Raw genomic sequence first — 21,065 nt, forward strand, 5'->3', positions numbered from 1 at the left:
GCAGAGCGACCGGACGGAGGCACGCACGCCCTCCCGGCGGCAGGTCCCGCGGGGGGTGGCGTTGCCCGGGGCGTCAGCCGGCCGGCGGCGCGGTGGTGTGCCGGGGGACGAGGGTGGGGGAGAACTTGATCTGGGCGGTGGGGCGGGTACGGTCCCCGATGCGTTCGACGAGCAGCTGGGCCGCGTTGGCGCCGATGTGCCGGCCGGCCTGGTCGACGCTGGTCAGCGAGATGGGGCCGAGGGCGGCGAAGGTGGTGTTGTCGTACCCGGCGATGGAGATGTCGTCGGGAACCCTGAGCCCCGCCTCGGAGACGGCCTGGAGCACGCCCATGGCGACGATGTCCGCGCCGGCGAACACGGCGGTGGGCCGCGGCGTCCGGGCGAGCAGTTGCCGCGCGCCGAGGTAACCGCCCTGCTGGGTATAGGTGGTGGAGACGATGTCGATCTCGTCCTCGAGGCCGCGGGCCCGCATGGCACGCCGGTAGCCGTCGGCCCGGATGGCGTTGGGCATCTCCTCCATGCGGCGGGGGTCGGTCTCGTCGTGCTCGATGTGCGCGATCCGGCGGTGCCCGAGGCCGGCGAGGTGGTCGACGATGAGGGCGGCGCCGGCCAAGTCGTCGTCGGAGACGGTGTCGTAGGCGGCCGACTGGCCGTGCCGGCCGACGACCACGGTCGGCACCGTGCCGGCGACGCGTTCGAGGTGGGCCCGTGACGAGACGGGCGCGACGAGGATCACGCCGTCCATCCCGCGGTCGATCATGGCCTCGGTGACCTTGGCCTCCGCCGCCTCGCCGTTGCGCCCCGGGGCCATGAGGACCTGGTAGTCGGTGTCCCACAGGGCGTCGGTGATCCCGTCGAGGATCTCGGGGAAGAACGGGTTGCGGATGTCCGGCAGCATGACCCCGACCGTGTACGTCTGGCCGCGCATGCCCCGGGCCGCGGCGTAGGGGCGGTATCCCAGGTCGTCGATCGCCTGACGGACCTTCGCGCGCATCTGCGGGCTGGTCCCGTACGCGTTGCGCAGCACCTTGGACACCGCGGTCGTGGACACCTGGGCATGCCGCGCGACGTCGACGATCGTGACGCGCTTGGACTGCGCGGGCGGTTCCATCTGGCTCCCTCCAGGGCACGTTCGGGAAACGTTGCCCGGCACACGCATCTTGCACCGGCGTACGTCCCATCCGCGAACCGTACCGTCCGGCAGGGCTTTCCCGCAGCTCATGGGGAAGTTGATGATCCTCCTCGCTGAAACGCCGGTGCATCACGTCCGACATCTTGACGTTGCGTCGGGCCCCTCCCTAGGGTCGGTCGCACGTTTTGGGAAACGTTACCCATCGGATTGAAACGTTTAAGAATGGGGGTGCCGCGTGCCGTCAATGCCCGCAGCCTCGCGCGAACCGCTGCCGCCACCGGCCGCCGTCGTCCCCAGTCGTCCCCGCGACGGGCGCCCCCGCGACGGCCGGCGCAGGTCCGGCTCCCCGTGGTGGTTCGCCGTCCCGGCCACGGTGCTGTTCGCCTTCGTCGTCCTGGTGCCCAGCGCCCGGGGCGTGTACTACGCCTTCACCGACTGGGACGGCCTCGCACCGGACTTCTCCTTCATCGGCTTCGACAACTTCACCGGTCTGCTGGACGACCCGGACGCGGTGCGGGCATCTGGCACACGCTGCTGATCGCGGTATCGATCACCGTCATCCAGAACGTGTTCGGGCTCCTGCTGGCGCTCGGGGTCAACAGCCTCATCAAGACCCGGAACGTGCTCCGGGTCGCGCTGTTCGCGCCCGCCGTGATCACCCCGATCGTGACCGCCTACCTGTGGCGGAACCTGCTCGGCCCGGACGGCGCCGTCAACAGCCTCCTCGGCGCGGTCGGCCTGGGCTCCCTCGGGCAGGACTGGCTCGGTGACCCGCAACTGGCCCTCTGGTCGATCGTGGGGGTCGTCGTGCGGCAGTTCGGCGGCTACTCCATGGTCATCTTCCTGGCCGGCCTGCAGTCGGTGCCGAAGGAGATCCACGAGGCGGCCGACATCGACGGCGCCGGCCCGGTCCGCCGGTTCTGGTCGATCACCCGCCCGCTGCTGGCCCCGGCCCTCACCATCAACCTGATGCTGTCGATCATCGGCGGGATCAAGCTCTTCGACCAGGTCTACGCCCTGACCGGCGGCGGCCCGGGCCACGCCACCGACACGCTGTCCACCCTGATCTACAAAGACGCCTTCACCCTGGGCGAGTTCGGATACAGCATCGCTCTCGCGGTCGTCCTCACGATCATCGTGGCGGTGGCGTCGACCGGGCAGTACCTGGCGCTGGCCCGCGGAGAGAGGGCCGCCTCGTGAAGCGCTACCGCAAGGGCACCTTCGTGCTGGAGCTGGTCATGATCGCCGTGTCCCTGGTGGTCGCCTTCCCGGTCTACGTCCTGGTCAACCTGCCTGTGCGGCCGACGTCGGACACCTCCTCGCCGATCCGTCCGACGACCTCGCCCACCTTCGACAACTTCACCCAGGCCTGGCAGCAGGGCGGACTGGGCGGCGCGCTGCTGAACAGCGTGCTGGTCACCGTCGGCAGCGTGGCCGTCATATGGCCGGCCTCCTCGGCCGCCACGCCGACGCCGCCGAGTACCGGAGCCTCGCCGCCAACATCAAGACCGCGTTCAACGACGCCTTCTACAACACGACCCTCGGCCGCTACACCGCCCAGGGCGACGCGGGCACCACCGGTGCCACCCAGGCCGCCCAGGCCCTCGCCCTCGACGAAGGCCTGGTCCCCGAGGGCGAACGGCAACGGGTACTGGACGGGCTGGACGAACTGATCTACGCCTTCCAGCCGTTCGGCGGCGGACCGCACCTCAGCGGCGGCACCATCGGCCTCGCCCCGATCGTCCGCGCCCTGACGGACGGGGGCCGCGACGACGTCCTGTGGGACGTGCTGCAGGAGGACACCCGGCCGAGCTACGGGTACTTCATGGCCCCGACCACGGCGAACCCGCAGGGGCTCACCACCCACCCCGAGCAGTGGGACATGGGCAACTCCAAGAACCACATGATCCTGCTGCAGATAGAGGAGTGGTTCCACAGCGGCCTCGCCGGCATCCGTCAGGCCCGCGGCACGGCGGGCTACCGGAACCTCGTCATCGACCCGCGCGTCGTCGGGGACCTCACCCACGTCGAGGGCGGCTACCGGACCCCCCAGGGGCAGGTGGCGTCCGCTTGGTCCCTGCAGAAGGGCACCTTCCGGCTGGAGGTCGAGGTGCCGCCGAACACCACGGCCGAGGTCCGGGTCCCCACGGGCGGCCGCACGCCGCACGACGTCCCGAAGGGCGCGACCTTCCGGCGCGTCGAGGGCGACCGCGCGGTCTACGACGTGCCCTCCGGCACGTACGTCTTCGTGGCCCGGGACGTGCACCCGGCCGGGTAGCGCTCCCGTACTCCGGCCGGCGACTGCCGACGGCCGGACAGCGCGCGGCCGGACAGCGTACGGCCGGAACCGCACGAGGGCGGCGACCCCCGTGCGGTTCCGGCCGCGGCCCCGGACGTCCCCCCGCCCACCACGCCCCGACGACGGCGGACCGCCGTCCCGAAGACCCGGGAGGACCGGCTGAGCCAGACGACCATCCGTGATGTGGCCGCCCCGGCAGGCGTGTCCGCCTCCACGGTCTCCAACTACTTCCACCACCCGGGCAAGTTGACGACCGCGACCCTCGAGCGGGTCCACCGCGCGGTGGAAGCCCTCGGATTTGTCCCCAACAACGCGGCCCGCATGCTGCGCACGGGTACGAACCCCGTGATCGGATACCTCACCGCCGACCCCGTCGGCGCGGGGGCGTCCGAGACGATGCGCGCCGTCGAGCAGCGGATCGCGCAGGAGAACATGCACCTCCTCATCGCGACCGCGGGTTCCGAGGAGCGCGAGCGGTCCTATCTCCGGCTGTTCGAACAGCAACGCGTGGCCGGTATCGTCATCGCCCCCGTCGCAGACGTCGAACCCGAACTCGCCAGGATCCGCGCCCACGGCATTCCCAGCGTGGTCATCGCACGGCCGGCGACATCGCCCGCCCAGCCGTCCGTCTCCGCGGACCACGCCCTCGCGGGCCGCCTCGCCGTGCGGCACCTCATCGGTCAGGGGCGCAGGCGCCTCGGTTTCGTCTCGGACGATCTCGACGCCTGGCAGTCCCAGGGCCAACTGCGCGGTGCCGTGGCCGCCCTGGGTGCCGCACCGGGTGTCGCCCTGGAGGTCATCCGCGCGGCCGGTGCGCCCCTGACCGCGGGGATCGCCTGTGCCGAGGCCATCGCCCGACGGCCCCCGCAGGAGCGCCCGGACGGTCTCCTGTGCACCAACGGCGGCCTGGCGGTCGGCGCCGCCCGGGCCCTCGCCGCCTGGCAGGGAGCCCCGGACGCCCTGGACGTCCCGGTCGTCGGCTACGACGCCACCGCACTGGCGCCGCTGGCCGGGGCGCCCGTCACGGCCGTCCGCGTCCCGTACCGGGAGATGGGCGAGGCGGCGGTCGACCTGCTCTTCACACAGATGGCCGGGAGCCACCGGGAGGCACCCGCGGCGGACCCTCGCGCCCGCCCCCAACTGCGACTCGCCCCGGAGCTCGTGCTGCCGGCGTCCTCGCTGCCCGTGTCCGGACCGACGACCGGCTGCCCGCGCCCAGTCGCCCGCGCCCGACGGCCCGGCGGAACCTAGGCCCCTGAGCCCTGCTTCCAGTCCCGGGCGAGGAGGCCCAGCAGCACCTCGTCCAGGAACTCGCCCATCACCCAGGCGGAGGAGCGCAGCGTGCCCTCGCGCACAAAGCCGTTGCGCTCGGCGGAGCGCAGCATCGGGAGGTTGTCCGACAGCGTCTCGATCTGCAGCCGGTGCAGGCCGCGCACGACGAACCCGTAGTCGCACAGCACCGCGACGACGTCGGTGCCGTAGCCCTTGCCGCGCGAGGACGGCAACAGCCCCAGCCCGACGTGCGCGGACCGGTTGTGGGTGTCGATGCCCCAGAGCGCCGCGGTGCCGACCAGCGTGCCGCCCTCCAGTTCCACCACGGAGAACGGGACGCGCCGGTGCTCCTCGTCGTCCACCACGAGCCGTGGATCCTTGGAGCCGGGGGTGACCGGCCGCCACGGCCCGGCCTCGGCCCGGGAGGCGCCCGCCACGTCCTCGTAGAGCTCGGTCCGCAGGATCGGGATGTCTTCCTCGTGCCGGGCCCTCAGCCCGACCTTGCTGCCTCGTAGCATGCGAGCTTCCTATCCGGCCCGGACGCCCGGCGGCAAACCGATTTGCGGTCACCGGAACGGGGGGACCAGGACCGAGCGCCCGCCCCGCCGCCGTGGGGCAGGCGTCCGGCGGCTCTGACGAGGGCCACCGTGCTCGCGGGGACGCGAAACCGAGGGCCCCCTTGCCGGGGTGCGGGCCGCCCGGGTACCGGCACGGACTTCCGGCCCCGGGACGACCTGCATACGGGGAGACCGGACGGCCCACGGTTTTGTGACAGCGGCGCGAAGGGGAGCCCGTGAGCGCACGGCCGCGTCCGAGCCGCTGACGCCGCCGGCCGCCCGCGACGGGTGGACGCACGGGCGCGGCGGCCACCCGCGCACTCCGTATCCTGGTGCGCATGCAGCACGACGACGGCGCCCGGCCGGCCACCACGCGACGCAGGGACGCCGCCGCCACGAAGGCGGCGATCCTCCAGTCCGCCCGGCGGCTGTTCGTCGAGCACGGCTACGACGGCGCGGGGGTACGGGAGATCGCCGGGGCCGTGGGTGTGGACCCCCGGCTGATCGGCCGCTACTTCGGCTCCAAGGAGCAGCTGTTCTCGGAAGTCGTCGCCCTGGCCTACCAGAAGACGCTGATGATGACGCCCGAGCTGAACGCGGACGCGGCCCGCGCGCTCCTGCTCGAATCCGACGAGTCCGCCCTGGAAGGGCTGCTGCTGACGCTGCGGTCCGCGACGAACCCGCGGGCGGTGGAGATCATGAGGGACGGCATCGAGCGGAACTACCAGCAGTTGCTCGCCGACGCGCTGCCCGGCGAACGGACCGCGGGCCGCGCGGCGCTCCTGGTCGCGATCTGTTCCGGCGTCCTGCTCACGCGCCTGGTCCTGGGCAACACCCAGCTCAACCAGCCGGAGGCCGAGGAGCTGATCCCGCTGCTCCACCGGGCCCTCGACGCCGTCGCCGTCGCACCCGGGGCGTCCGCGGACCGGGGGTAGCCGGATACCCGTACGCAGCGGGCCCCGCCGGCGGCGGGGCCTCAACGGCCGGCGTTCGCGATCATCCGCTGCGAGAGGGTCCACAGGCGCCGCGCGTTGTCGGGGTCGACGGCGTAGCGGGCGACGCCCTGCAGCGGGGCGCCCCGGCGGTCGAGGACCGCGGCCTCGCCGCAGTCGGCGAAGTAGCGGCCGCCGACACCCTTCAGCGACGGCGACACCGCGACGAGGCCCGACGTGGCGGCGCCCTGCTCGACGGTCTTCATGAGCTCGGCGGGAACCCTGCTGCCGGCGTCCGCGATGTGCCGCTGCAGCTTGGTGCGGATGGCGCCGGGCATCACGGCGTTCGCGGTGATGCCGTCGTCGGCCCAGCGGCGGGTGGCCTCCACCGCGAACAGGACGTTGGCGGTCTTGGACTGTCCGTACGCGAGCCACGGGTCGTAGCGGCGGAAGGCGAAGTGCACGTCGTCCCAGACGACGGGGGACAACTGGTGGCCGCTGGAACTGACCGCCACGACCCGGGCGTCCCCGGCGGCGGCGAGCGCCTCGTGCAGACCGGTCGTCAGGGCGAAGTGCCCCAGGTGGTTGGTGGCGAACTGCCACTCCCAGCCGTGCTCGGTGTGGCGCTCGGGGCTCGCCATGACGCCCGCGTTGTTGACCAGGATGTCCAGCGGGCCACGCCACGCCGAGGTGAGGGCGGCGACGGACGCCGGGTCGGCGAGGTCGAGGCGGGTCACGCTCAGGCCGCGGTTCCCGGTGCCCTCGGCGATGCGCCGGGCGACGTGCTCGCCCGCGGCCGTGTCGCGGACCGCGAGGACGACCTCCGCACCGGCCGAGGCCAGCGCCCGGGCCGTTTCCGCGCCGAGGCCGGACGACGCACCGGTCACGAGCGCGCGGCGGCCGGTGAGGTCGACGCCGCGTACGACGTCCGCGGCCGTGCTCGAGAAGCCGAAGGGGGTGGTGATGGCGGGCATGGGTGGACTCTTCTTTCGTGAAGGGGCGTCAGGGGTGCCGCTCGCGGCGGTCGGGGTGTGCGGGGTTCAGCGGTCGGGGTGTGCGGGGTTCAGGCTGCTCGGCGGATGAGCTCGGCCGCGTGTTCCCCCACCATCACGGACGGCGCGTACGTGTTGCCGTGCGGGATGGCGGGCATCACGGAGGCGTCGACGACGCGCAGCCCCGTGATGCCGTGCACCCGCAGCCCGGGGTCGACGACCGACTGCTCGTCGTCGCCGGCCCGGCAGGTGCCCGCGGGGTGGTTGATGGAGACCGTGGACTCACGGGCGGACCGCAGCAGGGAGGCGTCGTCCCTGGCGGTGGGGTACGAGGCGGGGCCGATGAGGGCGCGCATGACAGGGCTGTCGCACAGCTCCAGGGTGCTGCGCAGCCCCGCCACGATCAGTTCCCGCTCCGCGGCCGCGGCGTAGTACCGCGGGTCGATGAGCGGCGCCGCCGCGGGGTCGGTGGAGGCGAGCCGCACGGTGCCGCGGCTCTCCGGGGCCAGCAGCGTGACCAGGCAGGAGAACCCGGGCGCGCTGTTGCCGAGCAGGTCGATCAGCATCGGGGTGAGCTCGATGTCCGGGGCCTCGGCGCCGCCGCCGCAGCGCAGGAAGGCGCCGGCCTGGCCGATGGAGGCCAGCGGTCCCCGGCGACGTGCGGCGTACAGGGCCCGGTTCTCCTCGCTGTGGGCGTCGAGCCACGTGGAGCCGCGCACCACGGGCCAGCCGACCAGGGCCGAGGGATGGTCCTGGAGGCCGGCTCCCACGCCCGGCAGGTCCTGCACCACGGGGATGTCCCACGCGGTCAGGTGGGCGGCCGGGCCGATGCCCGACAGCATCAGCAACTGCGGGGAGCGCACTGCCCCCGCCGACAGGATCACGGAGCGGCCGCGGGCACGGTGCTTGCCGTGGCGTCGGTGTACTCGACGCCGGTCGCGCGCGTGCCGTCGAGCAGCACGCGGTGCGCGAGCGCGCCCGTGCGGACGGTCAGGTTGGGGCGGCCCATGGCGGGACGCAGGTGGCCGCGCGCCGAGCTGTACCGTTCGCCGTCCCGGACGTTGCTGTACAGCGGCCCGACGCCGTCGAGTTCGGCACCGTTGAAGTCCCGGTTGAGCGGCAGGCCGTACTCGACGCCGGCGGCGACGAACGCCGGCGACAGCGGGCTGACGTCCTTCGGCGTGGTGACCGGGATCGGGCCCCCGACGCCGTGCAGGCGCGAAGCCCCCAGTTCGTGGTCCTCGCTGCGGCGGAAGGCGGGCAGGACCTCCTCGTAGCTCCAGCCCTTCATCCCCTGCCCGGCCCAGCCGTCGTAGTCCGAGCGGTGACCCCGGTACCAGGCCTGGTAGTTGATCGAACCGCCGCCGCCCAGGACGCGCCCCGCCGAGAGGGGGACACCGCGGCCGCCGAGCCCGGGCTGCGGCACGGTGTCGTAGCTCCAGTCGAGTTCCCCGCGCAGCAGCCCCTGGAACACGCCGTGCGGCGGCGCGATGCGCGCGTCGGTGTCCGCCGGCCCGGCCTCCAGCAGCAGCACGCGCACCGGCGGTTCCTCGCTTAGGCGTGCCGCGAGCACGCTTCCGGCGGCGCCTCCTCCCACGATCACGTGGTCGAACACCTCGTCCGCGGCACGCGGGTCCCCGGCGGTGGCGCTGTCGGCCATGGACGTACTCCTTCGCAGGGGGAAGAAGCCCCCTCGGCCCGGACGGGGGCCCTCGTGACCACGGTAAATTCCCGTGGTTGACGCGTCCAATGAGGAACGCGCACCGCCCCTGTGCGTGCGCCTCATGAGGCCCGGCCGTTCCCGGGATCCCGGTCGGCCGCGGGAGGACGCGGCGCACACCCGGCCCCCGCGGCCGGACGGTCAGGCCGGCAGGGGCGGCGTGACGCCGTCGAACCAGTTGGTCGCGGCCATCGCCGAGGCCTGCTCCCGGTCGCCCGTGACGGTGAGGGCGTCGAGGGCGGCGAGCTGCTCCGGGGTCAGGACGAGTTCGGCCGCCGCGGCGTTCTCGGCCAGGAAGGCCGCCCGGCGGGTGCCCGGGATGGGGGTGACGTCCGGGGCCTTGGCCAGCAGCCAGGCGAGGGCCACCTGCCCGGGGGTCGCCTCGTGCTGCTCGGCGATGTCGCCTACGGCCCGCACCGTCCGCATGTTGCGGTCGAAGTTCGCCTCCGAGTACCAGGGCAGGGCGCGGCGGTGGTCGTTCTCCGGCAGCTCCTCGCGCGAGGTGATGGTGCCGGTGAGCGCGCCGCGTCCCAGCGGGCTGTACGGGACGACGCTGATGCCGAGTTCCCGGCACACCGGAAGGATCTCGGACTCGATCCCGCGCTCCCACAGCGACCATTCGGTCTGCAGCGCCGTGATCGGGTGCACTGCGGCGGCACGGCGCAGGGTGTCCGGCGCGGCCTCGGAGAGGCCCACGTGGAGGACCTTGCCCTCCGCGACGAGTTCGGCCATCGCACCGACCGTCTCCTCGATCGGTGTCCGGGGGTCGACGCGGTGCTGGTAGTAGAGGTCGATGCGGTCGGTGCCCAGTCGCTTCAGGGAGCGCTCGACGGCCTTGCGGATGTAGCCGCGGCTGCCGTCCATCCGGGCCTCGGACCCGCCGAAGGGACCCGAGACGATGCCGAACTTGGTGGCGAGCACGAGCCGGTCGCGGCGCCCGGCCGTCGCGCGGCCGAGGATCTCCTCGCTGTCGCCGTTAGCCCTCGGCGGTGTCGAAGAGGGTGACCCCGGCGTCCAGCGCGCGGTCGACGATCTCCCGGGCGGACCGCTCGGGGTCGTAGCCGGACTGCCCGTAGGGGTTTGCGAAGCTCATGGCGCCGTAACCCACGGCGCCGACGGCGAGTTCGTCGGGACCGAGGTGGCGGACGGGGATGGGCATGGCGAAGCCGGCCTTTCTGCCGCTGTGAGCAGCGGGGACGGGATGTCCTCAGATGCGGACAAAGGTAAGTCCTCACCCGAGGACAAGCAAGCGCGCAGGTGGCGGCGGCCGTGGCCGGGCGACGGGGCCGGTGGGGGCAGCGGTCGGGGCGACCTGCCCCGGTTAGGGTGGAAAGAGCTCGGTATCCGGATGGGAGCGGTGCGTCCGACCCGGGACACAGCTGCAAGGGATGGCCGGCATGGGTGCTCCCACGAGAGGTCCCTCCACGGCGGCGGGTACCCCCCTGGGTCCGGCGACGGCCGTGATCGTGGTCGACGACGCCGCGGTCGTCCGCGGATGGGACGACGGGGCGGCGGCCCTCCTCGGCTGCCCGGCCCGCGAGGCGGTGGGCAGGCCCCTGGCGGACGTCCTCCCGGCCTCGGGCACAGGAGCGTCCGAGGGTGGAGCCGTCGAAACCGGAGCCGTCGAGACCGGAGCGCCCGAGGCCGGGGCCCCCGAGGCCGGGGCCCCCGGTCTCGCCGGCCGGCTCGGATCGGAGCGCGGATGGCAGGGCCGGCAGGTCGTACGCCGCGGGGACGGCCGCCGCCTCGACCTGGAGGTCGAGATCCTGCCCCTCCCCGCCCCGGGCGGGCCGGCCGTGCGCGTGATCCTCGCGGCCGACACCGCCCGCACCTGGTGGGCCCGCGCCAGCCGCTCCCTGCTGGAGGGGATCACCTCCACCGCGCCGGTGGGCATGGCCGTACTCGACACCGAACTGCGCTTCACCTGGGTGAACGACGCCATGCGGGAGATGTGCGGCGTTCCCCGGGAGCGGTTCCTCGGCCGCCGCCCGGCCGAGGTCCTGCCAGGACTGGACCTGGCGCGCACCCAGGCCGAGATCTGCCGGGTCCTGGAGACCGGGATCGCCTCCTCGGGCCGCAAGCACTTCGGACGCGTCCTGGCGGATCCGGACCAAGTGGCCTACTCCACCTCGTGCTTCCGGCTGGAGGCCGAGGACGGGCGGGCGCTCGGCGTGTGCTACATCGTCCTGTCCACCACCGACCACCACCGCGCCCAGCAGAAGCTCACGCTGCTGAACGAGGCCCGCAAGCGCATGGGCAACACGCTCGACGTCGCCGCCGCCGCGCAGGAGTTGGCGGACGCGGCCGTCCCCGGGCTCGCCGACCACGTCACCGTCGACCTCCTCGCCGCGGTGCTCCGCGGTGAGGAGCCGCCGCCGGGACCGGCCGACGCCGCCGCCGCGGCGAGCCTGCGCTCGGCCGGCTACCGCTCCACCCGCGGCGACGTCCCGCCGCCCGTCCCGCGGGGCGGGCCCTGCCCGTACCCCCCGCGATCGCCCACCACGCGTGCGATGTCCAGCGGCCTTCCGTCGCTCGTCTCGCGTGTGGCCCCGGGCGACCCCCGGCGCGACGCCGACGACCCGGTGCGCGGCGCCCACGAGCGCCGCCTCGGCGTCCACTCCCGGATGACCGTGCCCATCCGCTCACGCGGCACCACGCTGGGAGCGGCCACCTTCGCGCGCTCCCGGGACTCCGGTCCCTTCCGGCCCGGGGACCTGGACATCGCCGAGGAACTCACCGCGCACGCCGCGGTCTGCATCGACAACGCCCGCCGCTACACCCACGAGCACGCCGCTGCACTGACCCTGCAGTGCAGCCTGCTCCCGGTGGACCTGCCGGCGCAGAACGCCGTCGAGGCGGCCTACCGCTACCTGCCCGCCGACACGGAGGCCGGCGTCGGCGGCGACTGGTTCGACGTCCTGCCGCTGTCCGTGGCCCGGGTCGCCCTCGTCGTCGGCGACGTCGTCGGACACGGCATCCACGCCGCCGCCACCATGGGACGCCTGCGTGCCGCCGTGCAGACCCTCGCCGACATCGACCTCGCCCCCGACGAGGTGCTCGCCCACCTGGACGACGTCGTCAGCCGGATCGCCGTGGGGGCCGCCGATCCGTCCGGCGTCCTGGGGGCGAGCTGCCTCTACGCCGTCTACGACCCGGTCTCCCGGCACTGCACGCTCGCGCGCGCCGGGCACCCGGCGCCCGTGCTCGTCACCCCGGACGGCGACGCCAGGCTCCTCGACCTTCCCAGCGGCCCGCCCCTGGGGCTCGGTGGCCTGCCCTTCGAGGCGCTCTGCGTCCCGCTGCCGGAGGGCAGCGTCCTCGCGCTCTACACCGACGGCCTGATCCACAGCCGCTCGCTCGACACGGACCGCGGGCTCCGTCACCTGGTCGACGCCCTCGCGGCGCCCTGGACCCCTCTGGAGGAACTGTGCGAGGCCGCCGTCGCGGGCCTGGCCGACGGCACGCCCGCGGACGACGTCGCGTTGCTCCTGGCCCGGACGGGCGCCCTGGGGGAGGGGCGCGTCGCGTCCTGGGACATCCCCCACGACCCCGCGGCCGTCGCGTCCGCCCGGTCCGAGGCGGTCCGGCAACTGGCCGCCTGGGGGCTGGAGGAGCACAGCTTCATCACCGAGCTGGTCGTCAGCGAGCTGGTCACCAACGCCATCCGCTACGGCTCGGACCCCGTCACGCTCCGGCTCATCCGCGACCGCACGCTCATCTGCGAGGTCTTCGACGGCAGCAGCACCTCCCCGCACATGCGGCACGCCCGGACGACCGACGAGGGCGGCCGCGGCCTGTTCATGATCGCCCAGCTCGCCGAGCGGTGGGGCGCCCGCTACGGGAAGGGCGGGAAGACGGTCTGGTCCGAACAACCCCTCGGGCCCGCCGGCCCGGGGCGGGACGGCACGGACGGGAAGGCGGCACGATGAGCGGCGCGGATCCGGCACCGCCGCGCCGGTGGCAGGCCGCACCCGCCCCGACGCGTGCCCTTCGGCTTCCACGGGAACCGGATCGCCGACGACGAGAAGGGTCGCGCCCGGCCGGTTGCCGGCCAGGCGTGACGTTGCCCGCCGGCGCCAGGTGACGCCAACCCGGACGCCGTCCGCGGCGACGCCCTCCGTGAGGCGACGCCCTCCGCGAGGCGCGCACCCTCCGTGATGTGGCCCACCGCTCGCCGCCGTGCGCGCCGCCGGCGAGGAAGCCGGCGCGGGGGAGCGGTACGCCGGGACGGCATGACCGACCGCCGGTGGACGCCGCTCCGGGCCCGGCGACCCGCCCCGGGCCGGCACGTCCCGCACACGTGGTATCCGTGGACATCATGGACTTCACCGATGTGTCGCTGACCTCCCTGCGCGTCTTGCGGGCGGTGGCCGAGCAGGGGACGTTCACCGCGGCGGCGGCCGCGCTGGGGTACACGCAGTCGGCGGTCTCCCGGCAGATCGCCTCGATCGAACGCACCGCGGGCGCGGAACTGCTGGAACGACGGCCCGACGGCGTGCGGTTGACCGAGGCCGGGCGGCTCGTCATGCGCCGTGCGACCGTCGTGCTCGACGAGATCGACGCGGCCGCACGCGACCTCTCCGGCCTGCCCCCGCAGGGCGGCACCGTGCGCCTGGGCTGGGTGCCCACCACCGGTACGACGGTGGTCCCGCAGGCCCTCGCCGCCCTGCGGCGCGAGGCGCCCGGTGTGCGCGTCATCAGCCGCGAGGGCGGGACGGCGGCGCTGGCGCGCGCCCTGCGGGCCGGCAGCATCGACCTGGCTCTGATGTCCTCGGCCCCGCCCTTCCGCGCACCCGACGACGAGTCGCCCCCACTGGTGCTGCGGACGCTCTCGGAGCGTGCCCTCTGCGTCGCCGTGCCGACCGGACACCCCCTGGCCCGGGGCGATTTCGTCGACGTCGAGGACCTGCGGGGGCAGCAGTGGATCGCCGGTTCGTCGTCCGGCTCGGACCGGCTTCTGGGCGTGTGGCCGGGTCTGGACGAACGGCCCGAGATCGTCCACACCGCCCGTGACTGGCTGGCGAAACTCCACCTCGTGGCCGGCGGGTGCGGGCTGACGACCGTACCGTCCGCGCTGGCCCCGGCCGCGCCGCCCGGAGTACGCGTCCTGCCCGTGCGCGGCGGCCCGCAGGAGCACCGGCGCCTCGTCCTGGCTCGGCTTCCCCGGCCGCCGGCCGAACCCGTCGCCCGCCTCGCCGCCGCCCTGCGCGCCGCGGCCCTCGCAGACATGTCCGGATGACGAGGGCCGGCCGCCGGCCGGACTCCACCGGGACCTCGTGACGCGCACGCGGGCACGAACAGGGCCGACGTCGGCGGCTTTCGGATACGTCCGGACGAATGCCGCGAACGGCGCCCCGCGAGGCCGTTCCGGCCACCCGACCGGGCCCCCGGGCAGCGGAGCTCGCGCCGGAGAGATGCTGGACACGCGCGTAATCGGTGGCGCGAGGGGCGGCTCATCCGGTAAGTAAGGCCAGGGCCCAGCAACGGGGTCCGGCGGCGCACCACGGGGTGCGGCGCATCAGCAGCATGTGAGGAACGAACACAGTGGCATCTGGCGTCGTGAAGTGGTTCAACTCGGAGAAGGGCTTCGGCTTCATCGCACAGGACGGGGGTGGTCCTGATGTGTTCGCCCACTACTCCAACATCTCCGGCAACGGCTACCGCGAGCTCGTGGAGGGTGAGCACGTCACCTTCGACGTGACGCAGGGGCAGAAGGGCCCCCAGGCGGAGAACATCGTCCGCGGCTGACCGCCGCGGCACGGACGTGGCCGCCGTCGTCGCACCCGGCGACGGCAGCCACGCGCAATCGTGCGGAGGGCGGTACGCCGATCGCGTGCCGCCCTCGGCCCCGCCGGGGCCGCGCGCCTCCTCGGGGGCCGCGACCGGCCCGGGCCCTCCGTCGTCCGCCGGCCCCGCGTGCGCCATTGTGCCCCGTGCCGGCCCGCTCGCCGTACGGGCCCGCACGCAACGGTCGGCGCGGGTCAGTCCGCTGCGGGCCGGGCGACGTCCCAGGCCCGCAGGAACCTCTTGATCGCGTCGCGGTTGCGCTGCAGCACGTCGATCCGCCGTTCGATGCTGCTGAGCTGCCGGCGCAGCCCGTCCAGGTCCGCCGCCGCCGGGCACTCCGTGATGTCCGATTCGTCCTTCGTGGCCTCGAGGCAGGGCAGGACCTCGCGGATCATGTCGGTCGTGAGACCTGCTTCGAGCAGTTCGCGGATCTGCAGCACGCGGTCGACGGCGGGTTCGCCGTAACTGCGGTACCCGTTCGGGCTCCGGAACGGGTGCAGGATGCCGACCTCTTCGTAGTAGCGGAGCAGCCGCGTCGCGACTCCCGTCTTCGCGGCCAGTTCCCCGATCTTCACAGCGCTCTCCTTCTCCGGCGTCCCTGCGGACGGCGTGTCCCGCCGTCACCGCTTGACCTTCACATTAATGGCAAGGTCTAGCTTCGTGCACGGCCCGGGGCCCGCGCTGCGGGCCTTCGGCGGGACGTGTCAACGAGAAGGCGGTATCCGGAGATGTCGGCGGTTCCAGCAACGAACACGGGCAAAAAGGGTCGCGGGTGGACCGTCGACCGGATGGCCGCACAGGACGGCCGCACCTTCGTCGTGACGGGGGCCACCAGCGGCCTCGGTCTGGTGACGGCGCGCGAACTCGTCGCGCACGGCGGCCGGGTACTGCTCGCCGTCCGTGACGCGGCACGGGGAGAGGCGGTGGCGTCCACGCTGCGCGGAACGTACCGCGGCGCCGACGTGGAGGTGCGCCGGCTCGATCTGCTGGACCCGGACTCGATCCGCCGGGCGGCGGAGGAGATCGGTGCGGAGGAGTCCGTCGACGTCCTCGTCAACAACGCGGGCATCTCCATGGTCGGGCACTCCGTGACGCCGCAGGGCGCGGAGCGGCACCTCGCCGCGAACCACCTGGGCCACTTCGCGCTGACGGCCCTGCTGGAACCGGCGCTGCGCCGGTCGGCCGCGCCGAGGGTCGTCACGGTGACCTCGTACCTGCACGAGAAGGCCGAACTCGACCTGGACGACGTCGCGTGGTCCCGTACCTACACGCCGCTCGCCGGCTATTCGGCGTCCAAGCTGGCCAACGCCGTCTTCGGGGCGGAGCTCGCCCGGCGCGAGCAGTCGTCGGCGGTGCCCATCACCAGCGTTCTCGCACACCCCGGCTACAGCAACACGCCGATGCAGAGCAAGGGCACCGGGCTCACGGGGATCGCCATGCGCGTCTCCGGCCGGCTCTTCGCGCAGAGCCCGGAGATGGGAGCGCTGCCCCAGCTCTTCGCGGCGACCGAGCCCGGTCTCCCCGGCGGCTCCTACATCGGCCCCGACGGCCGGGGCGGACGGTCCGGGCACCCCGTTCCCGTACGACTGTCGGGAGCGGCCCGCGATCCGGAACTCGGCCGCCGCCTGTGGGAGCGCTCGCAGCAGCTGACGGGCGTCTCCTGGCCGGCCTGGCCGGTCTAGCCGGGTCGCAGGCCGCCGGTACGGTCCCGCGTCATCGTTCCTGCCGGGCCTCGGCGAGGGAGGTCTCCCGTTCGCCGGTGGAGGACGTGAGGGACACGGGGCGGTTCCGCCGGCGCCCGAGGCGGGCGAGGCGCTTCCCCGGGTCGGGGAAGGTCGGGATCAGATGCCGCCCCCAGGTCGTGTTGATCACGCCGGCGAAGGATCCGTACAGGGCGAGCGCCGCGCTGACGAGGCCGGTGGCCCCGCCGGCCCGCCGTGCGGGGTCGGAGTCGGCGAACTCGGCGACGGACAGCACGGTGAGCGTCGTCGTGGCACTCACGAAGACGGCGAGGAGCACGCCGGTGGTCCGCAGGGTCGCCACGGTCAGGTAGGCCGCCACGACCGCCCAGGGGAGCGCGAACACCCCCGTGGCGATGTGCGCGTCGTCGGGCGGCAGCGTGGGTTCGATGACGTGGGCGTACACGGCGTAGGACATCCAGAACGCCCCGAAGAGGGAGAACGCCGTGCCGCCGAAGGTTCCCCCCTGCTTGAGCTCGAAGACGCCGGCCACCAGCTGGACGACACCGCCGCACAGGAACGCCGTCGGAAGGACCGCGGCGGCCAGCTCCGGCCGGACCCCGGCGTTGAACAGGCCGAGCATCAACGTCGTCACCCCGAAGGCGGCCAGACCCAGCGGGGCGGGGTCGGCGACGACACGGGTGGGGGGTCCTGGGATGGGGGCTCCTGTGTGGGCGACGTCGGCCGGCGACGTCGGCAGGATGGCACCGGCGGCCAAGGAAACGCGCTTGCCCGCTCGCGTGGCGCGGCGCCTCGGTCCCGATGGCCCAACGGCGGGCGGCGCCGTGTCCCCCCGGGGGCCGGATGGCAGCCCCGGGTGGGCCGCGGGCACCATGGGAAGCGGGGCGGGCCGAGCCAGAGCCTCGCGGACGGAGGTCCCGACCATGGTCACCCACCAGCCGGGCCAGGAGGTGTTCCGGTCGTTCCTGCCGCAGGACGTCGAGTGGCGGACCTTCCCGGCGTTCCCGCCGGCGGCCCGTCTCGCCGTCGTCGTGGGGAACCCCGCCGAGCCCGCGCCCTACGTGGTCCGCGTCAAACTGCCCTCCGGCGAGAGGCTGATGCCGCACCGGCACGAAGAGGACCGGGTGTACACGGTCATCTCGGGCGTCTTCTACATCGGGCTCGGAGAAACCTTCGACGAGGACGGGCTGCTGGCGTACCCACCCGGGGCGGGCATCGTGCTGCCGGGCGGTACCCCCCACTTCCACTGGGCGAAGTCCGGGCAGTACATCACGCAGGTCACGGCGATCGGCCCGATCTCCCTGGAGTACGTCGACCCGAAGGACGATCCGAGGGCGGCCTGAGGAGACCGGCCCGGCCCCGCGACCCCGCTTGCGGGCCGCGGCGACCCGGTCAGGGGGTGAGGCGGCGCCGTGCCGCGGCCCGTCGCGCGTCGCGTCCCTTCGCCGTGGCGGGGGACGGCGTACCCGCCAGGCGGGCCATCGCCGCGAGCCGGGCGAACTGCTCACCCATGCCGCGCGTCCCGTCCAACGGGGTCTGGGCGTGCGGCCACACGGCCTTCGCGAGGGCGACGTGACGGGCACCGCCGAGGGCGAGCACCGGGTCGGCGTCGGCGATCCGGAGGCCCTCCGCCTGGGTGCGCAGGAGCGCGGCGGTCACCGCGTCGGCATGCCCGTGCGGGGTGTCGTACGGGTCGATCTCGTCGTCGAGGTCGAGCAGGCCGTAGCGCGCGGAGAGGATCAGGAGCCGGTCGGGGCGCAGCGCCTCGGCGGCCCTCCGGCACGCCCGGTGGTAGCTGCCGGTGTACAGGTCGGCCGCCCTGGCCCGGTGGTCCAGCTTGCGGGAGCCGCAGGGGATGACGACCAGTTCCGGCCGGAAGCCGTCGGTGTCCTGCGTCGGGGTCGTGCGTGGTCCTGCCGGGTCCATGTGCGGTCCGTCCCTTCGTCTCCGTCGTCCCGTCCGTGAGGGGCAACGCGCGTGCGGGCGAGGCCGGTCGCGGCATCGGAGGACATCGGGCCCTCGGATGTGGACGTGACCGCCGAAGAGGTAGGCGACCGGTCGTATGGTCGACGTCATGGAACATGCCGGTGGTGCCGGGGAGCGGATTCTGCGCGCAGCCCACGCGTTGTTCGACCAGGGCGGCTACGCGGCGCTGGGCCTTGCGGAGGTCTGCAGGGCGGCCGGAGTGCCCAGGGGCAGCTTCCACTACTTCTTCGCCTCCAAGGAGGCGCTCGCGCTCAGCGTCGTGGACGAGCACTGGAACGCGCAACGGCGCACCTGGCTGCGTCTCCTCGGGCCCGGCGTCGAGCCGTTGCCACGCCTGCGTGCCCTGTTCGAGGCGGCGGGGGTCCGGCGGCGCGACGCGCGACGGGACTGCGGAGAGGTCCCGGTCCGCGTGTTCGCCGGCTTCGCGGCGGAGGCGGGCGGACAGACCGCGGCCGTCCGGGAACGCCTGCGGGAGATCTGCGAAGCCCAGGTCGGCATGGTCGAGTCGGTCGTCGACGAGGCGCGGGTGCGGGGCGAGGTGAGCGTCGCGGACCCGCGAGAGGCGGCCCGGTCCCTGCTCGCCCAGGTGGAGGGCCGGGTCCTGTTCGCCACCTTGTACGGCGACACGGCGCGACTCGGCCCGTTGTGGCCGGACTGCCTCGCGCTGCTGGGCGCCCGCGGCTCGGGGGCGGCCGCCGCGACCGACCGCGGGCCCGCGGTGCGGGAGTGAGGACTGGGAGGTTCCGCCTCCCAGCAGGGAGCAAGCAGGTCGTGGCCGGGACGAGGGCGGCGGGCGCACGATGAGAGGTGGAAACCGGGGAACCGCCGGGCCGCCGGGGCGGCCCCGGGTTCCCCCCGCTCAGGCGACGAGCCGCGGCGGGCGAGGTGCGCGCGGCGCATGACCGGGAGGTGTCCCATGGTGCACAAGCGCTCCGGAGCGGGTCCGCTCACGGTGAGGGTGTTCGTCTTCCCCGGGGTGCGCCTGCTCGATGTGACGGGCCCCATCGAGGTCTTCGCCTCGGCGAACGACTGGGGCGGCCCGTACCGGGTGCAGGTCGTCTCCGAGGACGGAGCGGACGTGGTCACCGCCGCCGGGACGCGTCTGAGCGCCGACCTGTCCGTCGACGACGTACGCGACCCCAGCGACGTCCTGGTGGTCCCGGGCGGCCCGGAGTGGGAGACCCTGGTCAAGGACGACGCGCTGCTGGACGTCGTACGCGGACTGAGCGACGGGGCCCACTGCACGGCGTCGGTCTGCACAGGCGCCTTCCTGCTGGCCGCGGCCGGCCTCCTCGACGGCCGGCGAGCGGCGACCCACTGGCGGCAGACCCGTGAACTGGGCCTGCGCTACCCGGCCGTGAGCGTCGACCCGGACGCCATCTTCGTGCGCGACGGGAAGATGATGACCTCCGCCGGCGTCACCGCCGGGATCGACCTGTCCCTGGCCCTCGTCGAGGAGCACTACGGGGCGGAGGTCGCCCGGGCGGTCGCCAAGGACATGGTCGTCTTCATGCAACGGCCCGGCGGACAGTCCCAGTTCAGCGCCCGCTCGCGGCTGCCGCAGCCGCGCCAGGAGATGCTGCGCGAGGTCCTGGACTCGGTCGCGGAGAACCCCGGCGACAACCACTCGCTGTCGGCGATGGCCCGCAGGGCGGGCGTCAGCGTCCGTCACATCACCAGGCTCTTCTACGACGAGGTGGGCACGAGTCCCGGACGGTACGTGGAGCAGGTGCGGCTGGAGGCCGCCCAGGCGGTGCTGGAGACCGCGGACGACCCCATGGCCGTCGTGGCGCGGCGCACCGGCTTCGGCTCACCCGAGTCGCTCCGCCGGGCCTTCGTCCGCCACCTGGGCGTGACCCCGGCCGCCTTCCGGGCCGGCTTCCGGACGACCGGCCCGGGTACCGCGGAAGCGGCCGGATCCGGACCGCGGTGACGGGACGTCACATTAACTGCCGGCAGGTCTGCTTCGGGGCCGGGGGAGGGGCCGGCACCGTTCGCGTGTCCTGGCCCGCCGGCGAAGGTCCGCCCGCCGCCGGCCGCTGAGCCGGACGGGCCCGGCCGCGGCCCCGGTGGCGCTCGTTCGTCCTCGGGCGGGCGCAGCGCCCCTCCCTTCCGCCCCGCGTGCCTTCTCCCCAGCCTGCACGGACGTGTGGTGCGGTGCCACGGCCGCCTCAGGACCTGGGCGGCACCCCGGGCGTCCGGCCGGCCCGGGATCGCGCAGCGACGCGCTGCACGAACCGGCGGAGGAACGCCTCCTCCGGCTGGCGGCCAGGGGCCACCGCGGAGCTTTCGATGCGTTCCGGCGCCCTGCCTCCACCATGCCTGGGGCCCGCCGGACGCGTCTGCCGGCGGTCGCGGCCGCGAAACTGCGGGTCCTTGCGGCCGCCTCGATGACCGGGCGCGACGCCCTGACGGCCTGCTCGCACCCGGCGCCGTGACGTACCGGCGCCTGCGCAGCGACCGCCACAGCCTCGACCTCCTGGCCGGTGAGGGCCGTGACCCCGACCGTGACACCCGGCGGCCGGTCCCGGAGCGGAGAGCGCAGGAGCGGAGGGTACGGGAGGGCGGAACCGGCTGGAATCGAACCGGCGTCCTCACGGTTCTGGAGACCGCACGCGACTACCTCTGCGCTACGGCTCCGCCCCGGTGCGACAGGATAGGCAGTGCCGTCCCCGGCCGGAAGCCGGG

The 21,065-nt window shown here is 74.0% G+C and carries 21 protein-coding genes, 1 tRNA gene and 1 pseudogene; 12 read left to right on the forward strand and 11 right to left on the reverse strand.

What is annotated here, in order from left to right:
- Positions 1-73: 73 nt before the first annotated feature.
- Positions 74-1,111 (reverse strand): LacI family DNA-binding transcriptional regulator, encoded by a 1,038-nt coding sequence (locus ACFZAU_RS20495; RefSeq protein ID WP_500553341.1) that lies wholly within the window; start codon positions 1,109-1,111, stop codon positions 74-76.
- Between the two features lie 265 nt (positions 1,112-1,376).
- On the opposite strand from ACFZAU_RS20495, the gene ACFZAU_RS20500 reads away from it, so the two are divergent.
- Together ACFZAU_RS20500 and ACFZAU_RS20505 are read left to right on the forward strand one after the other, a co-directional pair.
- Positions 1,377-1,670 carry a hypothetical protein gene (locus tag ACFZAU_RS20500; RefSeq protein ID WP_500553342.1) on the forward strand — a complete coding sequence of 98 codons (294 nt, stop codon included), beginning with the start codon at positions 1,377-1,379 and terminating at the stop codon, positions 1,668-1,670.
- A gap of 29 nt (positions 1,671-1,699) precedes the next feature.
- Positions 1,700-2,332: a carbohydrate ABC transporter permease gene (locus ACFZAU_RS20505; protein WP_500553343.1), complete on the forward strand. Its 633-nt coding sequence runs from the start codon at positions 1,700-1,702 to the stop codon at positions 2,330-2,332.
- Positions 2,333-2,405: 73 nt separating this feature from the next.
- Here ACFZAU_RS20505 and ACFZAU_RS20510 read toward each other — a convergent pair whose 3' ends face one another.
- On the reverse strand, positions 2,406-2,573 hold the full coding sequence (locus ACFZAU_RS20510; RefSeq protein ID WP_500553344.1) for a hypothetical protein: 168 nt from the start codon (positions 2,571-2,573) through the stop codon (positions 2,406-2,408).
- Between ACFZAU_RS20510 and ACFZAU_RS20515 the strand changes: the two genes are divergently transcribed.
- Positions 2,574-3,410, forward strand: coding sequence for an alpha-L-rhamnosidase-related protein (locus tag ACFZAU_RS20515; protein ID WP_500553345.1), 837 nt, complete (start codon positions 2,574-2,576; stop codon positions 3,408-3,410).
- A 204-nt stretch (positions 3,411-3,614) separates the two neighbouring features.
- Positions 3,615-4,682, forward strand: a complete 1,068-nt coding sequence (locus ACFZAU_RS20520) for a LacI family DNA-binding transcriptional regulator (RefSeq protein ID WP_500553346.1) — start codon at positions 3,615-3,617, stop codon at positions 4,680-4,682.
- Here ACFZAU_RS20520 and ACFZAU_RS20525 read toward each other — a convergent pair.
- Positions 4,679-5,221, reverse strand: a complete 543-nt coding sequence (locus ACFZAU_RS20525; RefSeq protein WP_500553347.1) for a GNAT family N-acetyltransferase — start codon at positions 5,219-5,221, stop codon at positions 4,679-4,681. The genes ACFZAU_RS20520 and ACFZAU_RS20525 overlap by 4 nt on opposite strands.
- Positions 5,222-5,598: 377 nt before the next feature.
- Between ACFZAU_RS20525 and ACFZAU_RS20530 the strand changes: the two genes are divergently transcribed.
- A complete protein-coding gene (locus tag ACFZAU_RS20530; RefSeq protein ID WP_500553348.1) occupies positions 5,599-6,195 on the forward strand; it encodes a TetR/AcrR family transcriptional regulator in 597 nt (198 codons plus the stop codon).
- A 41-nt stretch (positions 6,196-6,236) separates the two neighbouring features.
- Here ACFZAU_RS20530 and ACFZAU_RS20535 read toward each other — a convergent pair whose 3' ends face one another.
- From ACFZAU_RS20535 to ACFZAU_RS20550, 4 genes and pseudogenes are all read right to left on the reverse strand, one after another.
- Positions 6,237-7,166 (reverse strand): SDR family NAD(P)-dependent oxidoreductase, encoded by a 930-nt coding sequence (locus tag ACFZAU_RS20535; protein ID WP_500553349.1) that lies wholly within the window; start codon positions 7,164-7,166, stop codon positions 6,237-6,239.
- Between the two features lie 89 nt (positions 7,167-7,255).
- Positions 7,256-9,022 (reverse strand): annotated as a pseudogene (locus tag ACFZAU_RS20540) (GMC family oxidoreductase); the annotation flags it as partial.
- A gap of 23 nt (positions 9,023-9,045) precedes the next feature.
- Positions 9,046-9,825 carry an aldo/keto reductase gene (locus ACFZAU_RS20545; RefSeq protein ID WP_500553350.1) on the reverse strand — a complete coding sequence of 260 codons (780 nt, stop codon included), beginning with the start codon at positions 9,823-9,825 and terminating at the stop codon, positions 9,046-9,048.
- Between the two features lie 55 nt (positions 9,826-9,880).
- Positions 9,881-10,063, reverse strand: a complete 183-nt coding sequence (locus tag ACFZAU_RS20550; RefSeq protein WP_500553351.1) for an aldo/keto reductase — start codon at positions 10,061-10,063, stop codon at positions 9,881-9,883.
- A 238-nt stretch (positions 10,064-10,301) separates the two neighbouring features.
- Between ACFZAU_RS20550 and ACFZAU_RS20555 the strand changes: the two genes are divergently transcribed.
- The 3 genes from ACFZAU_RS20555 (at position 10,302) to ACFZAU_RS20565 (ending at position 14,652) form a co-directional block, all read left to right on the forward strand.
- Positions 10,302-12,833, forward strand: coding sequence for a SpoIIE family protein phosphatase (locus tag ACFZAU_RS20555; protein ID WP_500553352.1), 2,532 nt, complete (start codon positions 10,302-10,304; stop codon positions 12,831-12,833).
- Between the two features lie 389 nt (positions 12,834-13,222).
- Positions 13,223-14,143, forward strand: a complete 921-nt coding sequence (locus ACFZAU_RS20560) for a LysR family transcriptional regulator (protein WP_500553353.1) — start codon at positions 13,223-13,225, stop codon at positions 14,141-14,143.
- A gap of 305 nt (positions 14,144-14,448) precedes the next feature.
- Positions 14,449-14,652, forward strand: coding sequence for a cold-shock protein (locus tag ACFZAU_RS20565; RefSeq protein WP_319133361.1), 204 nt, complete (start codon positions 14,449-14,451; stop codon positions 14,650-14,652).
- Between the two features lie 233 nt (positions 14,653-14,885).
- On the opposite strand, the gene ACFZAU_RS20570 is transcribed toward ACFZAU_RS20565, so the two are convergent.
- On the reverse strand, positions 14,886-15,266 hold the full coding sequence (locus tag ACFZAU_RS20570) for a MerR family transcriptional regulator (RefSeq protein ID WP_499600404.1): 381 nt from the start codon (positions 15,264-15,266) through the stop codon (positions 14,886-14,888).
- Positions 15,267-15,419: 153 nt separating this feature from the next.
- Between ACFZAU_RS20570 and ACFZAU_RS20575 the strand changes: the two genes are divergently transcribed.
- Positions 15,420-16,373, forward strand: a complete 954-nt coding sequence (locus ACFZAU_RS20575) for an oxidoreductase (protein ID WP_500553354.1) — start codon at positions 15,420-15,422, stop codon at positions 16,371-16,373.
- A gap of 31 nt (positions 16,374-16,404) precedes the next feature.
- Here ACFZAU_RS20575 and ACFZAU_RS20580 read toward each other — a convergent pair whose 3' ends face one another.
- Positions 16,405-17,148: an acetate uptake transporter gene (locus ACFZAU_RS20580; protein WP_500553355.1), complete on the reverse strand. Its 744-nt coding sequence runs from the start codon at positions 17,146-17,148 to the stop codon at positions 16,405-16,407.
- 166 nt (positions 17,149-17,314) lie between these two features.
- On the opposite strand from ACFZAU_RS20580, the gene ACFZAU_RS20585 reads away from it, so the two are divergent.
- Positions 17,315-17,734, forward strand: a complete 420-nt coding sequence (locus ACFZAU_RS20585) for a cupin domain-containing protein (RefSeq protein WP_500553356.1) — start codon at positions 17,315-17,317, stop codon at positions 17,732-17,734.
- 49 nt (positions 17,735-17,783) lie between these two features.
- Here the strand turns inward: ACFZAU_RS20585 and ACFZAU_RS20590 are convergent, their stop codons facing one another.
- Positions 17,784-18,317, reverse strand: coding sequence for a DUF6884 domain-containing protein (locus tag ACFZAU_RS20590; protein ID WP_500553357.1), 534 nt, complete (start codon positions 18,315-18,317; stop codon positions 17,784-17,786).
- Positions 18,318-18,465: 148 nt separating this feature from the next.
- On the opposite strand from ACFZAU_RS20590, the gene ACFZAU_RS20595 reads away from it, so the two are divergent.
- Together ACFZAU_RS20595 and ACFZAU_RS20600 are read left to right on the forward strand one after the other, a co-directional pair.
- On the forward strand, positions 18,466-19,107 hold the full coding sequence (locus ACFZAU_RS20595) for a TetR/AcrR family transcriptional regulator (protein ID WP_500553358.1): 642 nt from the start codon (positions 18,466-18,468) through the stop codon (positions 19,105-19,107).
- Between the two features lie 186 nt (positions 19,108-19,293).
- Positions 19,294-20,310: a GlxA family transcriptional regulator gene (locus ACFZAU_RS20600; RefSeq protein ID WP_499600400.1), complete on the forward strand. Its 1,017-nt coding sequence runs from the start codon at positions 19,294-19,296 to the stop codon at positions 20,308-20,310.
- Positions 20,311-20,942: 632 nt separating this feature from the next.
- Here ACFZAU_RS20600 and ACFZAU_RS20605 read toward each other — a convergent pair.
- Positions 20,943-21,017: transfer RNA gene (locus tag ACFZAU_RS20605), tRNA-Trp, on the reverse strand.
- Positions 21,018-21,065: the final 48 nt, after the last annotated feature.

The sequence above is a fragment of the Streptomyces sp. NPDC008238 genome (assembly GCF_042956445.1).
GTDB lineage: Bacteria > Actinomycetota > Actinomycetes > Streptomycetales > Streptomycetaceae > Actinacidiphila.

Coding starts and splice junctions, on each gene's coding strand:
- ACFZAU_RS20495 (WP_500553341.1), bottom strand. CDS start 1,111: ATGGAACCGCCCGCGCAGTCCAAGCGCGTCACGATCGTCGACGTCGCG.
- ACFZAU_RS20500 (WP_500553342.1), top strand. CDS start 1,377: ATGCCCGCAGCCTCGCGCGAACCGCTGCCGCCACCGGCCGCCGTCGTC.
- ACFZAU_RS20510 (WP_500553344.1), bottom strand. CDS start 2,573: ATGACGGCCACGCTGCCGACGGTGACCAGCACGCTGTTCAGCAGCGCG.
- ACFZAU_RS20515 (WP_500553345.1), top strand. CDS start 2,574: ATGGCCGGCCTCCTCGGCCGCCACGCCGACGCCGCCGAGTACCGGAGC.
- ACFZAU_RS20525 (WP_500553347.1), bottom strand. CDS start 5,221: ATGCTACGAGGCAGCAAGGTCGGGCTGAGGGCCCGGCACGAGGAAGAC.
- ACFZAU_RS20530 (WP_500553348.1), top strand. CDS start 5,599: ATGCAGCACGACGACGGCGCCCGGCCGGCCACCACGCGACGCAGGGAC.
- ACFZAU_RS20535 (WP_500553349.1), bottom strand. CDS start 7,166: ATGCCCGCCATCACCACCCCCTTCGGCTTCTCGAGCACGGCCGCGGAC.
- ACFZAU_RS20550 (WP_500553351.1), bottom strand. CDS start 10,063: ATGCCCATCCCCGTCCGCCACCTCGGTCCCGACGAACTCGCCGTCGGC.
- ACFZAU_RS20555 (WP_500553352.1), top strand. CDS start 10,302: ATGGGTGCTCCCACGAGAGGTCCCTCCACGGCGGCGGGTACCCCCCTG.
- ACFZAU_RS20560 (WP_500553353.1), top strand. CDS start 13,223: ATGGACTTCACCGATGTGTCGCTGACCTCCCTGCGCGTCTTGCGGGCG.
- ACFZAU_RS20575 (WP_500553354.1), top strand. CDS start 15,420: ATGTCGGCGGTTCCAGCAACGAACACGGGCAAAAAGGGTCGCGGGTGG.
- ACFZAU_RS20585 (WP_500553356.1), top strand. CDS start 17,315: ATGGTCACCCACCAGCCGGGCCAGGAGGTGTTCCGGTCGTTCCTGCCG.
- ACFZAU_RS20590 (WP_500553357.1), bottom strand. CDS start 18,317: ATGGACCCGGCAGGACCACGCACGACCCCGACGCAGGACACCGACGGC.
- ACFZAU_RS20595 (WP_500553358.1), top strand. CDS start 18,466: ATGGAACATGCCGGTGGTGCCGGGGAGCGGATTCTGCGCGCAGCCCAC.
- ACFZAU_RS20600 (WP_499600400.1), top strand. CDS start 19,294: ATGGTGCACAAGCGCTCCGGAGCGGGTCCGCTCACGGTGAGGGTGTTC.